Origin of the sequence: Bacillus sp. SB49 (genome assembly GCF_000469135.2) — a bacterium.
Lineage (GTDB): Bacteria > Bacillota > Bacilli > Bacillales > Halobacillaceae > Halobacillus.
In genome coordinates, this window is the sequence record NZ_CP048117.1 from 2,459,426 (window position 1) to 2,479,259 (window position 19,834).

17 protein-coding genes are annotated in these 19,834 nt (G+C 46.5%); 2 read left to right on the forward strand and 15 right to left on the reverse strand.

Features of this window, described 5'->3' with window-relative positions; translation table 11 throughout:
• Positions 1-13: 13 nt before the first annotated feature.
• A complete protein-coding gene (gene sdhA / locus M662_RS12960; protein ID WP_026577128.1) occupies positions 14-1,765 on the reverse strand; it encodes a succinate dehydrogenase flavoprotein subunit in 1,752 nt (583 codons plus the stop codon).
• Between the two features lie 60 nt (positions 1,766-1,825).
• Positions 1,826-2,446 (reverse strand): succinate dehydrogenase cytochrome b558 subunit, encoded by a 621-nt coding sequence (locus M662_RS12965; protein ID WP_026577127.1) that lies wholly within the window; start codon positions 2,444-2,446, stop codon positions 1,826-1,828.
• A gap of 323 nt (positions 2,447-2,769) precedes the next feature.
• Between M662_RS12965 and M662_RS12970 the strand changes: the two genes are divergently transcribed.
• On the forward strand, positions 2,770-3,213 hold the full coding sequence (locus tag M662_RS12970; RefSeq protein ID WP_026577126.1) for a YslB family protein: 444 nt from the start codon (positions 2,770-2,772) through the stop codon (positions 3,211-3,213).
• Between the two features lie 38 nt (positions 3,214-3,251).
• Here the strand turns inward: M662_RS12970 and uvrC are convergent, their stop codons facing one another.
• The 12 genes from uvrC to zapA all read right to left on the reverse strand — a co-directional run bounded on the left by uvrC (position 3,252) and on the right by zapA (position 16,272).
• The gene (gene uvrC, locus M662_RS12975; RefSeq protein ID WP_008635229.1) at positions 3,252-5,039 is read right to left on the reverse strand and encodes an excinuclease ABC subunit UvrC; all 1,788 of its coding nucleotides are present in this window, start codon (positions 5,037-5,039) and stop codon (positions 3,252-3,254) included.
• Positions 5,040-5,156: 117 nt separating this feature from the next.
• On the reverse strand, positions 5,157-5,471 hold the full coding sequence (gene trxA, locus M662_RS12980; protein WP_008635231.1) for a thioredoxin: 315 nt from the start codon (positions 5,469-5,471) through the stop codon (positions 5,157-5,159).
• Between the two features lie 140 nt (positions 5,472-5,611).
• A complete protein-coding gene (locus M662_RS12985) occupies positions 5,612-6,592 on the reverse strand; it encodes an electron transfer flavoprotein subunit alpha/FixB family protein (RefSeq protein ID WP_026577125.1) in 981 nt (326 codons plus the stop codon).
• Between the two features lie 25 nt (positions 6,593-6,617).
• Positions 6,618-7,391 (reverse strand): electron transfer flavoprotein subunit beta/FixA family protein, encoded by a 774-nt coding sequence (locus tag M662_RS12990; protein ID WP_162129297.1) that lies wholly within the window; start codon positions 7,389-7,391, stop codon positions 6,618-6,620.
• Positions 7,392-7,409: 18 nt separating this feature from the next.
• Entirely contained in the window at positions 7,410-8,183 is a 774-nt protein-coding gene (locus tag M662_RS12995; RefSeq protein ID WP_162129298.1) for an enoyl-CoA hydratase, read from the reverse strand.
• Between the two features lie 14 nt (positions 8,184-8,197).
• Complete coding sequence (locus M662_RS13000; RefSeq protein ID WP_026577123.1) at positions 8,198-8,791, reverse strand: fatty acid metabolism transcriptional regulator FadR; 594 nt, start codon at positions 8,789-8,791, stop codon at positions 8,198-8,200.
• 97 nt (positions 8,792-8,888) lie between these two features.
• On the reverse strand, positions 8,889-10,589 hold the full coding sequence (locus M662_RS13005) for an AMP-binding protein (RefSeq protein ID WP_026577122.1): 1,701 nt from the start codon (positions 10,587-10,589) through the stop codon (positions 8,889-8,891).
• Between the two features lie 235 nt (positions 10,590-10,824).
• Positions 10,825-11,232 (reverse strand): DUF350 domain-containing protein, encoded by a 408-nt coding sequence (locus M662_RS13010; RefSeq protein WP_008635244.1) that lies wholly within the window; start codon positions 11,230-11,232, stop codon positions 10,825-10,827.
• A gap of 27 nt (positions 11,233-11,259) precedes the next feature.
• Positions 11,260-13,608, reverse strand: a complete 2,349-nt coding sequence (locus M662_RS13015) for an endonuclease MutS2 (protein WP_026577121.1) — start codon at positions 13,606-13,608, stop codon at positions 11,260-11,262.
• Positions 13,609-13,629: 21 nt separating this feature from the next.
• Positions 13,630-15,348, reverse strand: a complete 1,719-nt coding sequence (gene polX / locus M662_RS13020; RefSeq protein ID WP_026577120.1) for a DNA polymerase/3'-5' exonuclease PolX — start codon at positions 15,346-15,348, stop codon at positions 13,630-13,632.
• A 101-nt stretch (positions 15,349-15,449) separates the two neighbouring features.
• Positions 15,450-15,992: a CvpA family protein gene (locus M662_RS13025; RefSeq protein WP_026577119.1), complete on the reverse strand. Its 543-nt coding sequence runs from the start codon at positions 15,990-15,992 to the stop codon at positions 15,450-15,452.
• Positions 15,985-16,272 carry a cell division protein ZapA gene (gene zapA, locus M662_RS13030; RefSeq protein WP_008635251.1) on the reverse strand — a complete coding sequence of 96 codons (288 nt, stop codon included), beginning with the start codon at positions 16,270-16,272 and terminating at the stop codon, positions 15,985-15,987. The genes M662_RS13025 and zapA overlap by 8 nt, the downstream gene beginning before the upstream one ends.
• Before the next feature lie 149 nt (positions 16,273-16,421).
• Between zapA and rnhC the strand changes: the two genes are divergently transcribed.
• On the forward strand, positions 16,422-17,357 hold the full coding sequence (gene rnhC, locus M662_RS13035; protein ID WP_026577117.1) for a ribonuclease HIII: 936 nt from the start codon (positions 16,422-16,424) through the stop codon (positions 17,355-17,357).
• 49 nt (positions 17,358-17,406) lie between these two features.
• Here the strand turns inward: rnhC and pheT are convergent, their stop codons facing one another.
• Positions 17,407-19,833 carry a phenylalanine--tRNA ligase subunit beta gene (pheT, locus tag M662_RS13040; RefSeq protein ID WP_008635254.1) on the reverse strand — a complete coding sequence of 809 codons (2,427 nt, stop codon included), beginning with the start codon at positions 19,831-19,833 and terminating at the stop codon, positions 17,407-17,409.
• Position 19,834: the final 1 nt, after the last annotated feature.

A 19,834-nucleotide genomic window follows, 5' to 3' on the forward strand; every position in this document is an offset into this window, starting at 1 on the left:
ATGACCTCCTTTATTATTTACTCTTCGAATAGTCTCGTTTACGAGGTTCAATCAGGGATGTATCTACTTTGTCATAACGGAAGACCGGTTTATTGTTTTCCTTATCGTAGCTGGCGACGGTCGTCTTCAACCATTCTTCATCATTACGTTCCGGGTAATCAGGCTTGTAATGGGCGCCGCGGCTTTCGTTACGGTTATAAGCTCCCTGGGTAATAACACGGGCCAACTGCAGCATATTCCACAGCTGACGGGTAAACATAGCTCCCTGGTTACTCCACCTGGAAGTATCATTGATGTTAATCCGCTTGTATCGTTCCATCAATTCGACAATCTTCTCATCTGTTTTCAGAAGCTTGTCATTTTGACGAACCACAGTCACGTTATCCGTCATCCATTCCCCTAGTTCTTTATGAAGCTGGTAGGCGTTCTCATCGCCGTCCATCTTCAGAATTTCATCGAATTTCTCCTGTTCTTCCTTCACTTTCGCGTCAAAGAGCGTGGAAGACATATCATCAGCAAGCTTCTCCAGCCCGTCCAAATATTTCACTGCGTTCGGTCCTGCGACCATGCCGCCATAAATAGAAGAAAGCAGAGAGTTTGCCCCAAGTCGGTTTCCACCGTGCTGCGTGTAATCACATTCTCCAGCAGCAAAAATACCAGGAATGTTTGTCATTTGGTCATAGTCGACCCACATACCACCCATGGAATAGTGAACGGCAGGGAAGATCTTCATCGGTACTTTACGAGGATCTTCGCCTACGAACTTCTCATAAATTTCGATGATCCCTCCCAATTTGACATCCAATTCTTTTGGATCTTTATGGGATAGGTCCAGGTACACCATGTTTTCACCGTTAATACCAAGCTTCTGGTTGACACATACATCGAAAATTTCACGGGTTGCAATATCACGCGGCACCAAGTTTCCATAGGCCGGGTATTTCTCTTCAAGGAAATACCAAGGTTCGCCATCCTTATACGTCCAAACACGGCCGCCTTCCCCGCGGGCAGACTCACTCATCAGTCGGAGTTTATCATCGCCGGGGATCGCTGTCGGGTGAATCTGAATGAACTCACCGTTTGCATAATCGACACCCTGCTGGTAAAGAGCTGCTGCAGCTGAACCAGTATTAATGACAGAGTTCGTCGATTTACCGAAAATGATTCCAGGACCTCCGGTAGCCATGATGACAGCATCAGAAGGAAACGCCTTTATTTCATGGGAGCTGAGGTTTTGACCGATGACACCTCTGCCGACACCCGAATCATCGATAATGGCGGAAAGAAATTCCCAATTCTCATATTTTGTTACAAGGCCGTTTACTTCGTGTCTACGGACTTGTTCATCCAACGCATATAACAGCTGCTGCCCCGTTGTTGCACCGGCGAACGCTGTACGGTGGTGCTGTGTTCCCCCGAAGCGGCGGAAATCAAGCAGTCCTTCCGGTGTACGGTTGAACATGACACCCATACGATCGAGCAGGTGGATGATCCCAGGCGCCGCTTCACACATAGCCTTAACAGGCGGTTGGTTGGCAAGGAAGTCCCCTCCGTAAACCGTATCGTCAAAGTGTTCCCAAGGAGAGTCCCCTTCTCCTTTTGTGTTAACCGCCCCGTTGATACCGCCCTGGGCACAGACAGAGTGAGAACGTTTAACAGGAACGATCGAGAGCAAATCCACGTGAACCCCTTGTTCAGCTGCTTTAATTGTTGCCATTAGGCCGGCAAGTCCTCCACCGACAACAACAATATTTTTATTAGTCATGATTGAAGCTCACTCCCTTGAATACTATAAATCGATCAAAGTTATGTTTCTATAAATCTATTATATTCCGTATGCGAATTGAATCAGTGTACGTACACCTACGTAAGAAATCGCCAGGAAGACGATGATGCTTACATAAGTCATGATCTTTTGAGAGCGTGGAGAAACAGTGATTCCCCAGCTGACAAAGAAGGACCATAGACCGTTAGAGAAGTGGAAAGTAGTTGAAACCACCCCTACTATGTAGAACCAGAAGAAGAACGGTTCAGTAAGGATACTCTCCATCAGTTGATAGTTCAGATCCGCCCAGCCAAAGCCGATGGCAATTCTTGTTTCCCATACGTGCCACGCAATGAAAATGAGCGTAATAATTCCTGTAATCCGCTGAAAGATGAACATCCAGTTTCTGAAATAACCGAAATTGGAGATGTTACTCGTAGCTGTGAATGCAATATACACCCCATAAATAGAGTGGAAAAGTAGTGGTAAAAAGATAATGAAAATCTCCAGTACATAACGATATGGCAGACTCTCCATAAAGTGAGCCGCCGCGTTGAATGCTTCTGGACCACGTGTTGCAAAATAGTTCACAGTCAAGTGTTGGATCAAAAAGATCCCGATCGGTACTACTCCTAGCAGTGAATGCAGTCTTCGATTGACGTATCCGCGTGTTCCCGCCATATTTACCCCCCTCAGATGATAACTGATTGAAAATGAACATTATTCAGACAGTTAAGCGCTTTAATAACGCTTAAAAAAATAATAGGAAAAGCCCCAAATTCCCAAGTTGTCTGACCAATGTGCAATTTGTGACAAGTTCATTGTACTTCTATCCTTTATTAGCGTCAAGAAAGCTAATCCATATATTGCTCAAAAAAACACATTTATTTCCTATTCCCTTCATATCCCTTCTTTTTGTTCACTTTTTTGCCATCGCCCCCGTAAAAATACAGAAAGGATATTGCGGACTTTTTCGTTTCGAGTGATAATGAGGGTAGAAAGGAATGAGCGTTTTGAAAGAATCTACGAAGTTAACAACGAGCAACATTTCATCGCTTGTAGGCACAGGGGCCGGATTCGACCTGATGCGGTACTACACCTTACCGGATTTCTTAGGGAAAGACGCCCCTTACCTTCTCTACTACATGGGTAAAAACATGGCAAGACAAACAGAAATGGAAACCTTTGATGAACTTTATGAATTTTTCCAGTACATGGGATGGGGAGAACTTGTTCTCATTCACGATAAGAAGAAAGAAATGCTGTTTCATTTGAAGGGCCACATCATTGAGAAGCGCCTTCATCAAAAGCTGTTCCCCGTCGACTTTCGTTTGGAGTGCGGCTTCTTATCAGAAATGATCCAAGCGATCGCAGGCGATACATACGAGTGTTTTGAAGAATTGGATAAAAAACAAAATTTGGTGGAAATAAAGGCGCTGAAAGGCTGAAGGTGCTTAACTCCGACCATAAAAAGAAGAACCAGCTGTCATTCAGCTGGTTCTTCTTCATTTAAATGGTCAAGAATCGTCTGCGCGACCGGTTCGGGTACACCGAGCTTCGTAATTTCAGTCGGGTCCGCTTCTTTAATGGCCTGTATAGATTTAAAATGACGGAGCAGAAGCCGTCTGCGTTTTTCCCCTACGCCGGGGATGCTGTCCAATTCCGACTGGATCGCTCCTTTTCCGCGCAGCTGGCGGTGAAAAGAAATAGCAAAACGGTGCACTTCATCCTGAATTCTTTGGACAAGGTAAAACTCCTGCGATTTCCGGTCAAGATCTATCGGGACAGGCGGTTCTCCATAAAGAAGTTCACTCGTCTTGTGTTTATCGTCCTTCGCCAACCCGCAGAGCGGGACGTCAAGACCCAGCTCATTCTCCAGGACGTCAAGAGCCGCTGTCATCTGCCCTTTCCCGCCGTCCACAACAATAAGATCCGGAAGAGGGAGATTCTCTTTAAGAACCCGCGTATATCTTCTTCGAATGACCTCCCGCATGGTCTCATAATCATCCGGCCCTTTTACGTCTCTTACCTTATACTTTCTGTATTCCTTCTTATTCGGCTTTCCATCAATAAATACGACCATCGCAGACACCGGATCCGCTCCTTGGATGTTCGAGTTATCGAAAGCTTCTATCCGGTGCGGCGTTTCGATATGCAGATGGCTGCCCAACGACTCCACGGCTTTAATTGTCCGCTCTTCATCACGCTCAATTAAGGCGAACTTCTCCTCTAAAGAAATCTGGGCGTTCTTCCTGGCGAGTTCCACCAGTTCCTTCTTACGCCCCCGCATCGGAATATGGACTTTCGTATCCAACGCTCCTTCCAGAACATTCACATCCGTAGCCACAGGGACCAACACCTGCTTCGGATACGGATGATTTTGATGGAGATAAAATCGTCCGATATAGCTGAGGAACGTCTCTTCCGGGTCGTCAAAAAATGGAAAAAGAGCGACGTCTCTTTCAATAAGCTTCCCTTGACGTACGAAGAATACCTGAACACACATCCATCCTTTATCCACAGCATAACCAAAAATGTCTCTGTCTACTTGATCGTTCATCGTCATTTTCTGCTGTTCCATGACCGATTCAATATGTTCGATTTGATCCCTTAACTCCTTCGCACGCTCAAAGTCCAGCGCTTCCGAAGCCTGAAGCATCTTGTTCTTCAGGTCTTTCTTGATCTCTTTATGTCCTCCGCTCAGGAAAGAGGTGATGCTCTGTACGATGTCTTCATTTGTTTCCTTGGAAACAGGAAATTCACAGGGGCCGAGACACTGATGCATGTGGTAATACAAACAAACACGGTCCGGCATCGTATTGCACTTCCTAAGAGGATACAGTCGATCAAGAAGCTTCTTCGTTTCACGAGCGGCAATAACGTTCGGGTACGGTCCGAAATACTTCCCTTTATCCTTCTTCACGTTTCTCGTGACAATGAGGCGAGGATGACGTTCTCCTGTTACTTTCAAGTATGGATATGTTTTATCATCCTTCAACAGGACATTGTACTTGGGGTCGTACTTCTTAATTAAGTTCATCTCGAGAATTAGGGCTTCAATTTCAGAAGTCGTTACAATATACTCAAAGTTTACAATTTCCCGCACCAGCCTCTGGGTCTTCCCGTCATGAGCGCCGGTAAAATAAGAGCGTACGCGGTTTTTTAAAACTTTGGATTTCCCCACATAAATAACGGTATCGTTCTTATCTTTCATCAAATAGCAGCCGGGTTGGTCGGGCAGAACGGCCAGTTTCTCTTTAATAATTGAATTCATACACGTTCACCCCATCCCTTCAAGAAGTTATATATTGAAAATACCACAATGGCAGGAAATTATGCATGTTAAAAGCCGCGCTGCTGAGCAGCGCGGCTTGAAAGGAATGGTATCCCCTTATGCGTGTTTCGAAACCAATTCAGCTAGAGCTTCCTTAGGTTGGAATCCGATTACTTGATCAACGACTTGACCGTCTTTGAACAGAAGCAGTGTCGGAATACTCATAACACCGAATTTGCCGGCTGTTTCTTGGTTTTCATCCACGTCAAGTTTGACGATTTTCACTTTGTCGCTCATTTCAGCGTCCAATTCTTCAAGGACAGGAGCGATCATTTTACATGGACCGCACCATGGTGCCCAGAAGTCTGCAAGAACAAGTCCTTGACTTGTTTCTTCGGTGAAGTTTTGGTCAGTTGCTTTTACAATTGCCATACAATAATTCCTCCTCGACCTTTTAAGTCTGTTTAGAGTATATCACTATCTATTTTTAGTGACTAACAATTTGTTTATACCTTATTTAAACATGTATGAAAGCCGAAGCCAAATATTTGGCTTCGGCTTCTAAGTTCAGCTTATGCATTCACTTTTATTTGTTTCACTTCTTCAATCAATTTTGGTACGACATCAAAAAGATCTCCGACAATCCCGTAATCCGCGACGTTGAAAATATTCGCTTCCGGATCTTTGTTGATGGCGACAATGATTTTAGAGTTCGACATACCGGCAAGGTGCTGGATCGCTCCTGAAATTCCGCAGGCAATGTACAAATCAGGCGTAACGACTTTTCCGGTCTGACCGATTTGGAGGGAGTAATCACAGTATCCTGCATCACACGCTCCACGGGAAGCTCCCACTGTCCCGCCAAGGACTTCTGCAAGCTTCTCTAATGGTTCAAATCCTTCCGCACTCTTCACGCCTCTGCCTCCGGCCACAATCACTTTCGCCTCTGATAGATCGACACCGTCTGAAGATTTGCGAATGACATCCTTAATGATTGTACGAATGTTAGAGATCTCTACATCTTTCGTGGAGACGTCCCCGGTCAGAGAATCGTCACGGGTCAGAGCTGGTATGTTGTTAGGACGGATCGTTGCAAAAATGAGGCCCTCCGTGATTTTTTTCTTTTCAAAAGCTTTTCCGGAATAGATGGGACGGGTGAAAATCGTTTCTCCACCTTCCACGACGACCTCCGTCGCATCAGATACAAGACCGGAACCCAGTTTGCTTGCCAGTTTCGGCGCAAGGTCTTTTCCTACTGCCGTATGACCAAGGACGATCCCGTCTGGCGATTCATCCTGAATGACTTGATGGACTGCCTGACCGTGCCCGTCAGATGTATACGTTCTCAATTCTGGGTTTGAAATAGTGATGACCCTCGCTGCACCATGATAAACCATTTCCTGTCCCATCGCTTCGAGGTTACCATCACCGCACAAAACTCCGACGACTTCTCCACCGTCGCTGATCAAATGAGCAGCCGCGATCGCTTCGAACGTGACATTACGCAGGCTTCCTTCTCTTGCTTCTCCGATTACCAGTACCTTCTTACTCATAACCATTCTCCTCTCCCTTCTCTATTTACAGTACTTTCGCTTCTGTTTTCAGTAAGGAAACAAGTTCTTTCACCTGTTCATCCACTTCACCTTCAAGAACTTTACCTGCTTCTTTCTCAGGAGGAAGGTATATTTCCACCGTCTTTGTTTTCGCCTCTACATCGTCTTCTTCCAGATCCAAGTCATCCAACTCCAGTTCCTCGAGTGGTTTCTTCTTGGCCTTCATAATACCCGGTAGAGAGGGATAACGAGGTTCGTTAAGCCCTTGCTGACAGGTGACAAGAAGTGGCAGAGACGTTTCGACTTTTTCCACATCTCCCTCAACATCGCGTTCGATTTGGACCGTCGTGCCATCGATTTCTATATTTGTAATCGTCGTTACACAAGGGATATCCAGTCTTTCCGCTAAGCGGGGACCGACTTGCCCACTGGCTTCATCGATCGCAACATTTCCACCTAAGATGATATCCACGTCTTTATCTTCAAAGAAGGCTTCTAATATCTTCACGGTCGTAAAAGCATCCCCGTCTTCCAGATCATCCTCCGTATTGATCAATACAGCTTTATCCGCTCCCATTGCAAGTGCTGTACGAAGCTGTTTCTCGGACTCTTCTTCCCCGATCGTCACGACCGTCACTTCTCCCCCGTGAGCGTCGCGGAGGGTGATCGCTTCCTCAACGGCATACTCATCATAGGGGTTGATGATAAATTCCGCACCGTCCTCCTGGATGGCTCCGTTTTTAACTGCTATTTTCTCTTCCGTATCAAACGTTCTCTTCAACAACACGTAAATATTCATCCTTCATACCCTCCAGTACTATTGATCTCGGAACGCAGGGTTCCGTTTTTCGATAAACGCTTGAATTCCCTCTTTGGCGTCCTCATTGCCGAACACGGCACCGAATGCCTCTGCTTCTGCCTTTACGCCTTCTTCCAAACGGGAGGTGTGGGCATAAGGAATCAACTTCATGACCTGATGGATGCCGGGGCCGCTCTTAGCAGCTATCTTCGCAGCAAGCTTTTCAGCCTGTGCGTGCAGCTCTTCTACAGGATAGCTGTGGTTGGCGAGACCAAGCCGGACAGCATCCTCCCCCGAAATCGGGGTCCCTGTAAGTATCATTTCATAAGCCTTTGCCACTCCTACATAACGCGGAAGACGCTGCGTCCCTGCGAAACCGGGCAGAATCCCGAGATTCATTTCAGGAAGACCAAGCTTGGCATCCGAAGAAACGATCCGGATGTGACAAGCCATGGCAAGTTCAAGCCCGCCTCCCAAGGCAGCCCCGTGAATGACGGCGATGACTGGAATGTGGAACTTCTCAATCCGGTCGAAGAGCTGCTGTCCTCTGCCGGCAAGCGCCTCATAGTCGGACGCCCCCTGTAAAGAGGTGAATTCTTTAATATCCGCGCCCGCTGAGAAGAACTTCCCTTCCCCTTTCAAGAGGATTGCTTTTACGGATTTGTCTGCTTCTATTTCGTTCAACTGTTGTTCTAAATCCTTTAAAATTGCGGATGATAAGGCGTTCGCAGGGGGACTTTCTATAGTGACCTCCGCAACATTACCTTTGACTTTACATGCCAGTGTGGACAAAGCGATTCGCTCCTTTATGATGAATGATTACGGGTCAACCCACGAATGATCAAGCTATGGACTTCTTCCGCCTGGTCTGCTATGTTATAGCGCTGCTCGTTCATTACCCAATTTGTCACCGTCTCATCCATCGTTCCGAAAATCATCTGACGAACGAGACGGCGGTCCAAATCGCTCCGGAACAGCTTTTCCTCTACACCTTCTTCCACGATCTGATCGATGACATCCAAATATCTTTTCAATACCTGGTTGATCTTCAACCGCAGGTCTTTGTTGGATTGTCTCAACTCCAATTGTGTGACGACCGCAAGATGGTGGTCCGCTGCCAGCTGCTCATAATGTGTTTCGATCAACGTTAAGAGCTTCTCTTCCGCTGACTGCTTCGAGGTTGTTTCCTGCTCGATCCTTTCGATGAATTGCCCCATCTTTTCCTGGAACAAAGAAACGAGAATATCCTCTTTGTTTTTGAAATAAAGATAGATGGTTCCATCTGCCACTCCTGCTTTTTTGGCTATCTTTGATACCTGTGAGGAATGGTAGCCATTTTCAGCAATGACTTCGACTGCTGCATCTATAATTTGTTTGAACTTTGGTTTGTCTTTCTTCATGAATATCTCCTGCCCATCTTCACTGAAAATGAATGAATCATCATTCATCTATTATTCTACATACAGGAGAATATTCTGTCAACTTTCTTCGAGAAATTTACTGGATGCTCTCTGCATCCTCATATTTCTGCCGCTCCTCTTCCACTAACGACCGCCTCAGTATTTTACCTACAGCCGTCTTGGGAAGTTCCTCCCGGAATTCATAGAGCCTCGGTACTTTATAAGCGGCAATATTTTTTCTGCAGTATTCATTTAATTCTTCTTCCGTGATGTCGCTTCCTTGTTTTTTCACGATAAAAGCTTTGACGGTCTCTCCTCTGTAAGGGTCCGGCACACCGACGACGACTGCCTCCTGAATCTCCGAATGCTCATAAAGTACCTCTTCGACTTCTCTTGGATAGATGTTATAACCTCCGGCAATGATCATATCCTTTTTCCGATCAACAATGTAGAAATATCCGTCCTCGTTCATGTACCCCATGTCACCTGTCCGGAACCAACCGTCCTCGCTCAACACCTGAGCTGTTTCCTCCGGCTTATTCCAGTACCCTTTCATCACCTGCGGTCCTTTGACGGCGATTTCTCCTATTTCACCAAAAGGAGCTTCCACATCAGACTCCATTTGAATAATTTTGGCATCTGTATCCGGCCAAGGGATTCCTACACTTCCACTCACCCGTTTGCCCCAAATCAAGTTGGAGTGTGTCGTCGGTGACGTTTCCGTCAAACCATACCCTTCGACAAGCTTACCTCCGGTAACCGCCTCGAAACGTTCCTGTACTTCCACTGGAAGCGGCGCAGACCCGCTGATACACGCTTCAATAGAAGAAAGATCATATTTCTGCAGATTCGGATGATTGAGAAGAGCGATATAGATAGTAGGCGCTCCGGGGAATAAAGTAGGCTTTCTTTTTTCAATCACTTTCAGCACGTCTTCTGCTTCAAACTTCGGCATCAGAATGATTTCATTAGCCATCATGACAGAAAGGTTCATGACAGAGGTCATCCCGTACACATGAAAAAAAGGAAGTATTGCAAGAACAGACTCTTTCCCTTCTTCACATTTATACAGCCATTTCTGTGCCATTTGAGTATTAACTACCAAATTGTAATGGGTGAGCATGACACCTTTCGGAAACCCTGTCGTTCCTCCTGTGTACTGCAGCAGCGCCAAATCTTCCACGGCATCCACGTCCACCGCTTTGAAGGAATGGTTCTTCTTCAGCACGCCGGGCCACAAATGAGTATCCATCGACTGCTCCGGCTTTACCAATACTTGATACTGCCGCTTTTGGATGAACGGATAGATTTTATTTTTCGGGAAGGGGAGATAATCCTTTATACCGGTCACAAGGATATGTTCCAGCGAAGTCTCCGCTTTTACATTTGCGGCTTTAGGGTACAGAATATCGAGGCAGATGATCATTTTCGCCCCGGAATCCTTCAATTGATATTCCAGCTCTCTTTCCATATACAGCGGGTTTGTCTGTACTACAATTCCTCCTGCCATCAGTACCGCATAGTAAGAGATGACCGACTGTGGACAGTTGGGGAGCATGATCGAAACCCTATCCCCCTTCTCCAAACCAAGATATTGGAGATACCCGGCCACGGTGACAGCCTGTTCGTAGACTTCCTGATACGTCATTTCCTTCCCCATAAAATAAAGCGCTTTCTTTTCTCCGTGACGTTCGGCGCTTTCTTTCAAATAATCGTGGATCGGACGCTTATCGTAATCGATTTGGACAGGGACCTCCGGCGGATAATATTGATGCCAAGGACGCTGAAAGGTTGTCATACGTAAATGCCTCCCTTATTTAGGTCTTCTACTCCATTATAACTATTCAACCGGGACATTTGAAATATAATTTCTAATTTTTAAAATATTTCAAACGACATTTTTCGCACAAAACTGTAAAAAAAGCTCTTCTGTTAAGAAGAGCTTTCATAAGATGAAGAAAAGGACACCAATAAGTAAAAATAATGCAGCTACGACCAACAATATTTTCGCCAGCGTTTCCATGGCTTCCCCCTTAAATGATATTCGCACCAATGACGTAGGAAAGTCCGACAGAAATGACAAGGGAGATAAATCCTACCGCACGGTTATCTTCTTCAATTTCCCGATCGATTTTAAAAGAGGGAGTGAGAAACTCAAAGATGAAGTAGCCGAATAACAGAAGAACGAAGCCGTAAAGGCCCCACCCCATCGTCATCAGCAAGGAGTCATTATGCTGGATGGAGAAGCGGAAGATATTCGCCACTCCGAATATCTTACCCCCTGTAGCCATTGCCACGGCCATATTCCCCTTTTTTATCTCTTTCCAATTATTATAGGATGTGACTGCTTCGAATACCGCCATGGAAACGACCAGACAGAGAACGACGACGCTGTATCTGGCTGCGGTTTCCACAAGCGTAATTTCCCAAAAACCATCCATTCTTCCTGCTCCTTTCTCTACTGAAGTTTAACGGAGCTCCAAGACGGTGACCCCGCTGCCTCCTTCGTTCATGCCTCCGGCACGGTGTCCGGAAATACTACGATGGTTCTTTGCGAAATTCTGAACACCGGTACGCAGCGCCCCTGTTCCTTTTCCGTGAATAATGGACACCGTCGGATATCCGGCGAGAAGCGCGTCGTCGATATACTTCTCCAGACGATTAAGAGCATCTTCATACCTTTCCCCGCGCAAATCGAGTTCCGCTTTCACATGGAAGCTCTTCCCTTTGACCGTAGCCATCGGTTTTTCTTTATACGGTTCTTTGGCTTTGACGAATTCCAAGTCTTTTTGTTTTGCTTTTACCTTCATAACGCCTACTTGTACCTGATACTCATTCTTGCCTGTCTTTTCAACGATGGTACCTTGTTGGTTGAGGGTAAGAAGTTTGACTTCATCCCCAGGCTGTAATTCCTTCTGCGTCTGCTTAGGCTTGGCAGGCTGTGCCTTAGGTTTCTTGCTTGTAAGTTCCGGTTGTGCCTCTTCGAACATCTTGCGGGCTTCAATCCATTCATGTTCTTTCATATCTGCCTGGGACTTCATGTTGCGGATTACACTAACGATTTCCTCGGCTTCTTCTTTCGCCTTCCTAATCGCCTTCTCCGCCTTCGCTTCTGCTTTCTCATAAAGCTTCTCCCGTTGTTGTTCAAACTGGTTCCACTTAACCTGAAGCTCGTTACGAAGATTCTCTGCTTCCTCCAGCATCTGCTCTGCTTCTTCGTAATCTTTTTCTGCTCCCCGTTTGGATTCTTCCAAGGAGGCAATCATGTTCTCGACGCTCTGAGAATCGACACCGACATGCCCCTTGGCATCATCGATGATGGATTCATCCAGTCCGAGTCTTCTGGAGATCTCAAATGCATTACTGCGCCCCGGGACGCCGATCAAAAGACGGTACGTCGGTTTCAATGTTTGAATGTCAAATTCTACGGATGCATTGATGACACCAGGGCGATTATAACCATATGCTTTCAATTCCGGGTAGTGGGTCGTTGCAATAACCCGGGCATCTCTTCTTACGACTTCATCCAAAATGGACATGGCAAGAGCGGCACCTTCCTGAGGGTCCGTCCCCGCACCTAGCTCGTCAAAAAGAACGAGCGAACGGTGGTCGACACGATTCAGGATGTCAACAATATTCGTCATGTGGGAAGAAAAGGTGGATAGACTTTGTTCTATGGACTGTTCATCCCCAATGTCAGCGAACACTTCATCAAACACAGCCAGCTCACAGCCATCTAAAGCCGGCACCTGTAAACCGGATTGAGCCATCAAGGTAAATAATCCGACCAGTTTAAGCGTTACGGTTTTACCACCGGTGTTTGGTCCTGTGATGACGATGGACGTATAATCCTCTCCAAGTTCTACATCGTTCGGAACGACTTCTTCGGCTGGAATGAGCGGGTGTCGGGCCTGTTTCATCTTAATGATGCCCTTATCGTTCATTTTTGGCATGGACGCTTTCATACTTGCACCGAGTTTAGCCCGGGCGAACATAAAGTCGATATTCCCCAGGATTGTCACGTTTTCATAGAGTGGACTATTGTACTCCGCGATGGTCTGGGACAACTCTTTCAAGATGCGTTCCACTTCATTCTTTTCCTGCACCCGTGCTTCCTGGAGCTGATTGTTCAAATCGACTACCGTCTGGGGTTCAATGAACAAGGTGGCTCCTGATGAAGACTGGTCGTGTACAATACCACCTATCGATCCTCTATATTCCTGCTTTACGGGCAGGACATAGCGTTCATTTCGGATGGTAATGATGGAATCGGACAACATTTTGGACTTAGATCTGGTGAAAGACTCCATTCTCTCCCGTACGCGGCTTTCATTTGTACGGATTTTAGAACGAATGGTACGGAGTTTATCCGAAGCTCCGTCCATCACCTTTCCATTTTCATCAATGCAGTGTCTGATCTCATCTTCCAATTCTTTCATCGGGTCAATACCTAGGACCATTTCCCGAAGGATCGGCATTTCCGGTTCTTCCATTTCTTCTACGAAGCGTTTGAGCTGACGGCCGCCGTAAATGGTACTGGCAATATCCAAGCACTCGGTGGCGCTGAGTATCCCACCGATCGTGGTCCGTTTCAAACTCGGTTTAATATCAAAAATTCCCCCTAAAGGAATATGTCCTTTCAAGCGCAGGACCTGTGCCGCTTCATCTGTTTCCTTCTGCTTCACCAGCACCTCTCCCAAATCGGAAGAGGGTTTAAGAGCGGCAGTCTTCTCTTTTCCAAGCGAGGAAGCCGCTTTACCGCTCAATTGATCAATAATTTTTTTGAATTCCAGTGTACGGAGAATTCGTTCATTCATGCATTACCGTCTCCTTTATTGCTACTGATGGATGTTCCATTTATCCATCAACTGTTGTTTCGTCCATGTATTCATTACTGTATCCTTCCTGAGCCAGCCCTTACGCACCGCACCTACCCCGATCCTCATATGATCCAGCATCGGATAGCTGTGGGCATCCGTGTTGATGGCAATACTCGCACCTGCTTCCTGCGCTTTCATCAACCACTCCCAGCTTAAATCAAGCCGGTTCGGATTAGCATTTAACTCAAGAATGGTTCCGGTCTCCACCGCGCCTTTAATCAATGCATCCAAATCTACAGCATACCCATCCCGCCGACCGATCAGCCTGCCTGTCGGGTGGGCAATCATATGAACGTTAGGGTTCTCAAGCGCTGCCCACATCCGTTTCATAATGTCATCTGCCGATTGAGAAAAGCTGGAGTGAATGGAAGCGATGACGAAATCCATTTCCTGCAAAAACTCATCCGGGAAATCCAGGCTACCATCGGGAAGGATATCCATCTCTACTCCTGCAAAAATATGAAAGTCTTCCATTTCGGCATTGATCTTATTTATTTCTTCCCTCTGCAGCCTCAGTCTTTCCTCATCAAGGCCGTTGGCTACTTTCAAATACTTGGAGTGATCGGTGATGGAAATATACTCGTATCCTTTGGAACGGGCCTTTTCGGCCATCTCTTTGATCGATTGAGCACCATCGCTCCAAGTCGAGTGCATATGGAGATCCCCACGGATATCGGATAACTCAATAAGATCAACGGGCTCTTTAAAGCGCTCTACTTCTCCGTAATTCTCTCTGACTTCCGGCGGTATGAAATGAAGACCAAAGTGACGGAAGAACTCTTCTTCGCTTTCGAACGTTTGGATTTCCCCGCTTTCAGCATTCTCTATGCCATATTCACTGATCTTTTCGTTCCTTGTTTTGGCGAGCTGTCTCATGGCCACATTATGATCCTTCGACCCTGTAAAATGATGCAGGGTCGTAACGAATTCATCAGGAGCAACAATGCGGAAATCGATGCCGATGTCATATCCTTCATGGACGACAATCGATACTTTCGTTTCGCCGGAAGCGATAACTTCTTTGATGTCCGGATAAGCGAGAAGCTCGTCTCTCGTAGCTGCAGGGTCTTCAGAAGCGATGATAAAATCAAGATCCTTAATCGTCTCTCTCATCCTCCTGAGGCTCCCTGCTCTGGAATAACGATGGAAAGTATTTGCACTCGCAAGAAATGCTTCAATTTTCTCAGCCAGCGGCAGCATGACGGCAACAGGGAGACGCTCAGGTCGGGAATGAGCGTCTTCTAATGCCTTCAGCATCTTCTCGGCAGATTTCTTACCGAAGCCTTCCAATGCCTCCACTTTTCCGCTTTCCAACGCTTCCTTCAGAGATTCTGCATCCGTTACGCCCAATTGTTGATAGAGCTTGGCCAGTTTCTTTCCACCGAGTCCCTGTAGGTTTAAAAGAGGGACAAGGCCTGCCGGCACTTCCGCCTGAAGCTGCTGCAGCGTTTCCGAGGTTTCAGCCGCCACATACTCATCAATAACGGCAGCTGTGCCTTTCCCGATCCCTTTCATTTTCGTAAAATCATCTATTTCACTTAAAGAGCGATCATCGCGCTCTAATGCCTGAGCGGCTTTACGGTAAGCGGAAATCTTGAAAGGGTTCTCCCCTTTCAGTTCCAGATAGACGGCAATCGTCTCCAGTAATTTGATGACTTGCTTCTTATCGACGGCCATTCCAACCACTCCTTGTTCCTATAATCTTTATTTCTGAATAAAAAAACCGCCATGATCGAAATCATAGCGGCTCCACCTGCATCTCCTCTAAACACGTCTCATCAGCCGGCTACACGGTCGATCCACAGTGTTTTCAACTGATCGGAAAACACTGGTGTATGTTCTATAATCAGCTGCCCAAGTATCGAGCTGTCCAACGCGTTCTGGACACCTGCTGCGGGAACGAGTGCGGCTATATACAATACAATGAAAAGAATCACGTAGTTCTCGACAAAACCGAGGATTCCGCCTAATAACGTATTAATGGAACTCAATATCGGAAGTTCGGAGACGAAGTCCAGCATGGAAGCGATAATATGAAGAATAATCTTTGCTCCGAAGAATAGGATGGCAAAGGCTATCGCATTGTAAAATGCCTGTTCAAGGGGAAGATCGTTCAAAAACACGGCCCATGAAGAGTCCGCCGGCAGTTCCGGATAAGGAACCCATAGCGTCAGCTTAGGCGCAAGGTCATCATAGTAAATGACAGCAACAACGAAAGCTACCACAAAACCGATTAAATGAAATAATTGCAATATGAAGCCTCTCTTGAGCCCGGTTATGACTCCGATCAGCAATAGAAATAGTATAAGTAAATCAATCATTGTCCTTCTCTTCCTCTATCTTATCAATATAGTTCATGAGTTCTGTACACTCATCTTTCAGCTTTATATACTCATTCATTGTGTTGACAGCGGTCAAAACGGCCAGCTTTGCTGTATCTAGACTAGGGTTTGCTTCATGGATTTCACGCATTTTCTGGTCCACAAGACTAGATACCATACGGATATGATGGGGCTCTTCATGACCAACTATAGTGTAAGATCTCCTGTTGATCTCCACTGTAATTCTTTTTTTCTCTTGGTCTGACTGCGACACATTCATACCCCCTAGTTTCTCTCAATCCTAAACTTTATATTAACATGAAGGCTGACAATTAGGAAACCAATATACATGTTTTTCACAAATGTTCTCTTTTTCCAATCCCTTTGCTATACTGTTCCTATCCTAGAAGTAACAGAAAGGAATGCCTTATGCCCCAAGTCGTACTAAAAGTAACCTCTACCAAAATAGAAGAGATGAAAGCTCATTATAGAAGCCAGAAGAAAGCGACACCTGCCAATGCCGTTTTTGCTGCTAAAACAAGCGCATGCACCATCACCGCTTATCGATCAGGAAAAGTATTATTCCAGGGAAGCAGACCTGAGGAGGAAGCTTCCAAGTGGGGATCTCCCATTACCTCAAGTGCACCTTCCAAAAAAGCCGGGGCAGGCAGACATGCGTATCACCCGGAAGAAAGCCTCTTCACCAGTTCCCATATCGGATCGGACGAAGCGGGTACCGGCGATTATTTCGGACCGATCACCGTAGCAGCTGCCTATGTCACAGCAGAGCAGGTTCCACAACTGAAGGCGATTGGAGTAAAGGACTCCAAACACTTATCCGATCCACAGATTACTGAACTGGCCAAAGACATTGTCCAGATGAAGATTCCCTACAGTCTTCTGCGACTACCAAACAAACGGTATAATCAATGGCAGCGAAGAGGTTGGAGTCAGGGCAAAATGAAAACCATGCTTCACCACCAGGCTCTGGACAAGCTCCTGAAAAAAATAGCACCGGTAAGGCCGCATGGAATTCTTATCGACCAGTTTTCTGAGCCGCATGTGTACCAAAAGCATTTGAAGAGTGAGAACTTTACGCTTCAGGATAATGTTTATTTCATGACGAAAGCAGAAAGCTATTCCATCGCCGTTGCAGCGGCATCGATCCTTGCAAGGTCCGCATTCGTTAAAGCAATGAACACTTTAGAATTCGATACCGGTCTACCGATACCGAAAGGAGCTTCTTCCAAAGTCGATCAGGCCGCCGCGGCCGTTATCGAGGCTTATGGAGAAGAAAAGCTGGAAGAATTAGCGAAGGTGCACTTCGCCAACACGCAGAAAGCGAAAAAACTAGTCCGTCCATAAATTAAAAGAGGAACCTCCGGAAAGGAGGTTCCTCTTTTCTTCTATTATATTATCCACGCAGTTCAGCCTGATGCTGATCTTTTACAGCAGCAAGGATCTTCTCGTGTGCTGTTTCTACTTCCTCGTCCTTCAACGTACGGACTGGATCAAGGTAAAGCAGATTGAAGGCAAGTGATTTCTTCCCTTCTTCCAGGTGTTCTCCCTGATATACGTCAAATACTTGAACATTCTGAACGAGAGGATATCCCGCCTGCTCAATGGTAGCTTGTATGTCACCGGCAAACACTTCTTCGTCCACGACGAGAGCAATATCCCTTGATACTGACGGATGTCTTGGAATAGCACGGAACGTCTCTTCTTTTTCATACTGCTCAAACAGTGCCTCTAAGTTAATATCGAAGACGAACGTCTCTTTTAATCCAAGCTCTTTTTGGAGCTTCGGATGAATTTGTCCTATGAAACCGACAGTATTCCCACCACAGCGGATGACAGCGGTTCTCCCTGGGTGGAGATCCTCAAGTTTTGCTTTTTCATAAGTGAAAGATATACCCAGCAGATTGCTCAACCCTTCCACCATTCCTTTTGCAACAAAGAAGTCGGCCGCTTTCTTTTCCTGCTGCCATGGATGAACCAGCCATTGGCCTGTCAAAGCTCCGGAAGCGCGGAGCACTTCATCCGGCTGTTTCGTCACTTTCTCTTCCTCAGTAACAAACACTGTCCCGACTTCATAGTAAGCAATATTTTCCTGTTTTCTCGCTACGTTGTAGGAAAGAGACTCCAGTAATTCCGGAAGCAGACTTAAACGCAGGGAGCCATGATCTTCACTCATCGGCATAGCCAGGTCTACGGAACCCTTCGCCTTTGCCTTAATCTCCGGACTTACCAATTGATGCACTTTATTCTTATGTGTCAGGGAGTACGTGATCGTCTCATGCAGACCGGCACCTTGCAGGTACGCTTTCACTTTACGTTTAAGCGCTTGACGAGTTGTCAATCCGCCTGCCTGAGATGCGCCTTGCGGCAACGTGTACGGAAGGTTGTCATAACCGTAAATACGAGCAACTTCCTCAAGAATATCCTCGAAGGACGTGATGTCTCCTCGTCTTGTAGGAACAGAGATTGTAAATACTTCCTCTTTCTGCTCGTAGCCGAATTGAAGACGGCGAAGAATGTCTGCGATTTCCCCGGCGGATATTTCCGTACCTAAACGGGCGTTGATACGATCTGTTTCTATGGTTACTTGTTTCTCGGATTTGTCGAGTTCATCAAAACGGACCACTCCGTCCAGTACCGTCCCCCCAGCATATTCGGCAAGAAGTTCACATGCACGTTTCCCTGCACGTTCCACGCGGTTGGGATCGACACCTTTCTCGAAACGGCTGCTGGACTCGCTTCTTAAGCCGTGATCTTTGGATGCCTGACGCACAACAGCTGGAGCGAAGTAGGCGGCCTCCAAAAGGATCGTCGTTGTATCATCCTGGACCTCGGAATGCGCACCACCCATGACTCCTGCGATGGCATGCGGCTTGGATCCATTCGTAATGACAAGGTGGCCGGCACTCAGTTCGCGCTCCTGGCCATCCAGCGTTTCTATCGTTTCTCCTTCTTCTGCACGACGAGTCACGATTTCTTTCGATCCGAAACGATCATAATCGAAGGCGTGAAGGGGCTGCCCGTATTCCATCAAGACATAGTTCGTGATATCGACAACGTTATTAATAGGACGTATGCCTGCCGCAGTCAAACGATTACGCATCCAGAGCGGGGAAGGTCCCACTGTCACATCCTTAATTACAAACGCACCGTAATACGGGTTTGCTTCCTGATCCTCTACCTTTACAGAAATGTAGTCGGATGCTTTCTCATCCGATGTCTCCACGTGCTCTTCTGCTAATTGGTATTCACCGTCAATGGCTGCTGCTACCTCGTAGGCAACACCGGCCATGCTCATTGCATCCGCCCGGTTCGGAGTCAAACCGAGTTCGATGATCAGATCGTCGAGATTTAAAAGGGAAACAGCGTCCGCTCCCACTTCTGCATCTTCTGGAAACACAAATATTCCGTCCACATACTCCTTCGGTACGTCTTTCTCATCCACACCAAGTTCCTGAAGCGAACAGATCATACCATTGGAGACTTCTCCGCGCAGTTTAGTTTTTTTGATTTTAAAATTACCCGGCAGAACAGCTCCCGGAGCAGCCACCGCTACTTTCTGACCTTCTCCAATGTTTGGAGCTCCGCAGACAATTTGAAGCGTTTCTTCTCCTACATCCACCTGACAAAGGTTAAGTTTATCCGCATTCGGATGCTGTAGGCAGGATTGCACGTGTCCGACAACCACACCGGTGACATTTTCGGCTACCGGCTCCACGCTTTCCACTTCAATTCCTGTTTTCGTTATAATTTCAGCCAGCTCTTCAGGCTTATACGCGCTGACATCAATATATTCTTGTAACCAATTTAGTGATACGAGCATG

Coding starts and splice junctions, on each gene's coding strand:
- zapA (WP_008635251.1), bottom strand. CDS start 16,272: ATGAATGTGTCGCAGTCAGACCAAGAGAAAAAAAGAATTACAGTGGAG.
- uvrC (WP_008635229.1), bottom strand. CDS start 5,039: ATGAATTCAATTATTAAAGAGAAACTGGCCGTTCTGCCCGACCAACCC.
- trxA (WP_008635231.1), bottom strand. CDS start 5,471: ATGGCAATTGTAAAAGCAACTGACCAAAACTTCACCGAAGAAACAAGT.
- M662_RS13015 (WP_026577121.1), bottom strand. CDS start 13,608: ATGAATGAACGAATTCTCCGTACACTGGAATTCAAAAAAATTATTGAT.
- M662_RS13010 (WP_008635244.1), bottom strand. CDS start 11,232: ATGGATGGTTTTTGGGAAATTACGCTTGTGGAAACCGCAGCCAGATAC.
- M662_RS12965 (WP_026577127.1), bottom strand. CDS start 2,446: ATGGCGGGAACACGCGGATACGTCAATCGAAGACTGCATTCACTGCTA.
- M662_RS13025 (WP_026577119.1), bottom strand. CDS start 15,992: ATGATTGATTTACTTATACTATTTCTATTGCTGATCGGAGTCATAACC.
- pheT (WP_008635254.1), bottom strand. CDS start 19,833: ATGCTCGTATCACTAAATTGGTTACAAGAATATATTGATGTCAGCGCG.
- M662_RS12990 (WP_162129297.1), bottom strand. CDS start 7,391: ATGAATATTTACGTGTTGTTGAAGAGAACGTTTGATACGGAAGAGAAA.
- M662_RS12970 (WP_026577126.1), top strand. CDS start 2,770: ATGAGCGTTTTGAAAGAATCTACGAAGTTAACAACGAGCAACATTTCA.
- rnhC (WP_026577117.1), top strand. CDS start 16,422: ATGCCCCAAGTCGTACTAAAAGTAACCTCTACCAAAATAGAAGAGATG.
- M662_RS12985 (WP_026577125.1), bottom strand. CDS start 6,592: ATGAGTAAGAAGGTACTGGTAATCGGAGAAGCAAGAGAAGGAAGCCTG.
- M662_RS13000 (WP_026577123.1), bottom strand. CDS start 8,791: ATGAAGAAAGACAAACCAAAGTTCAAACAAATTATAGATGCAGCAGTC.
- polX (WP_026577120.1), bottom strand. CDS start 15,348: ATGGCCGTCGATAAGAAGCAAGTCATCAAATTACTGGAGACGATTGCC.
- sdhA (WP_026577128.1), bottom strand. CDS start 1,765: ATGACTAATAAAAATATTGTTGTTGTCGGTGGAGGACTTGCCGGCCTA.
- M662_RS13005 (WP_026577122.1), bottom strand. CDS start 10,589: ATGACAACCTTTCAGCGTCCTTGGCATCAATATTATCCGCCGGAGGTC.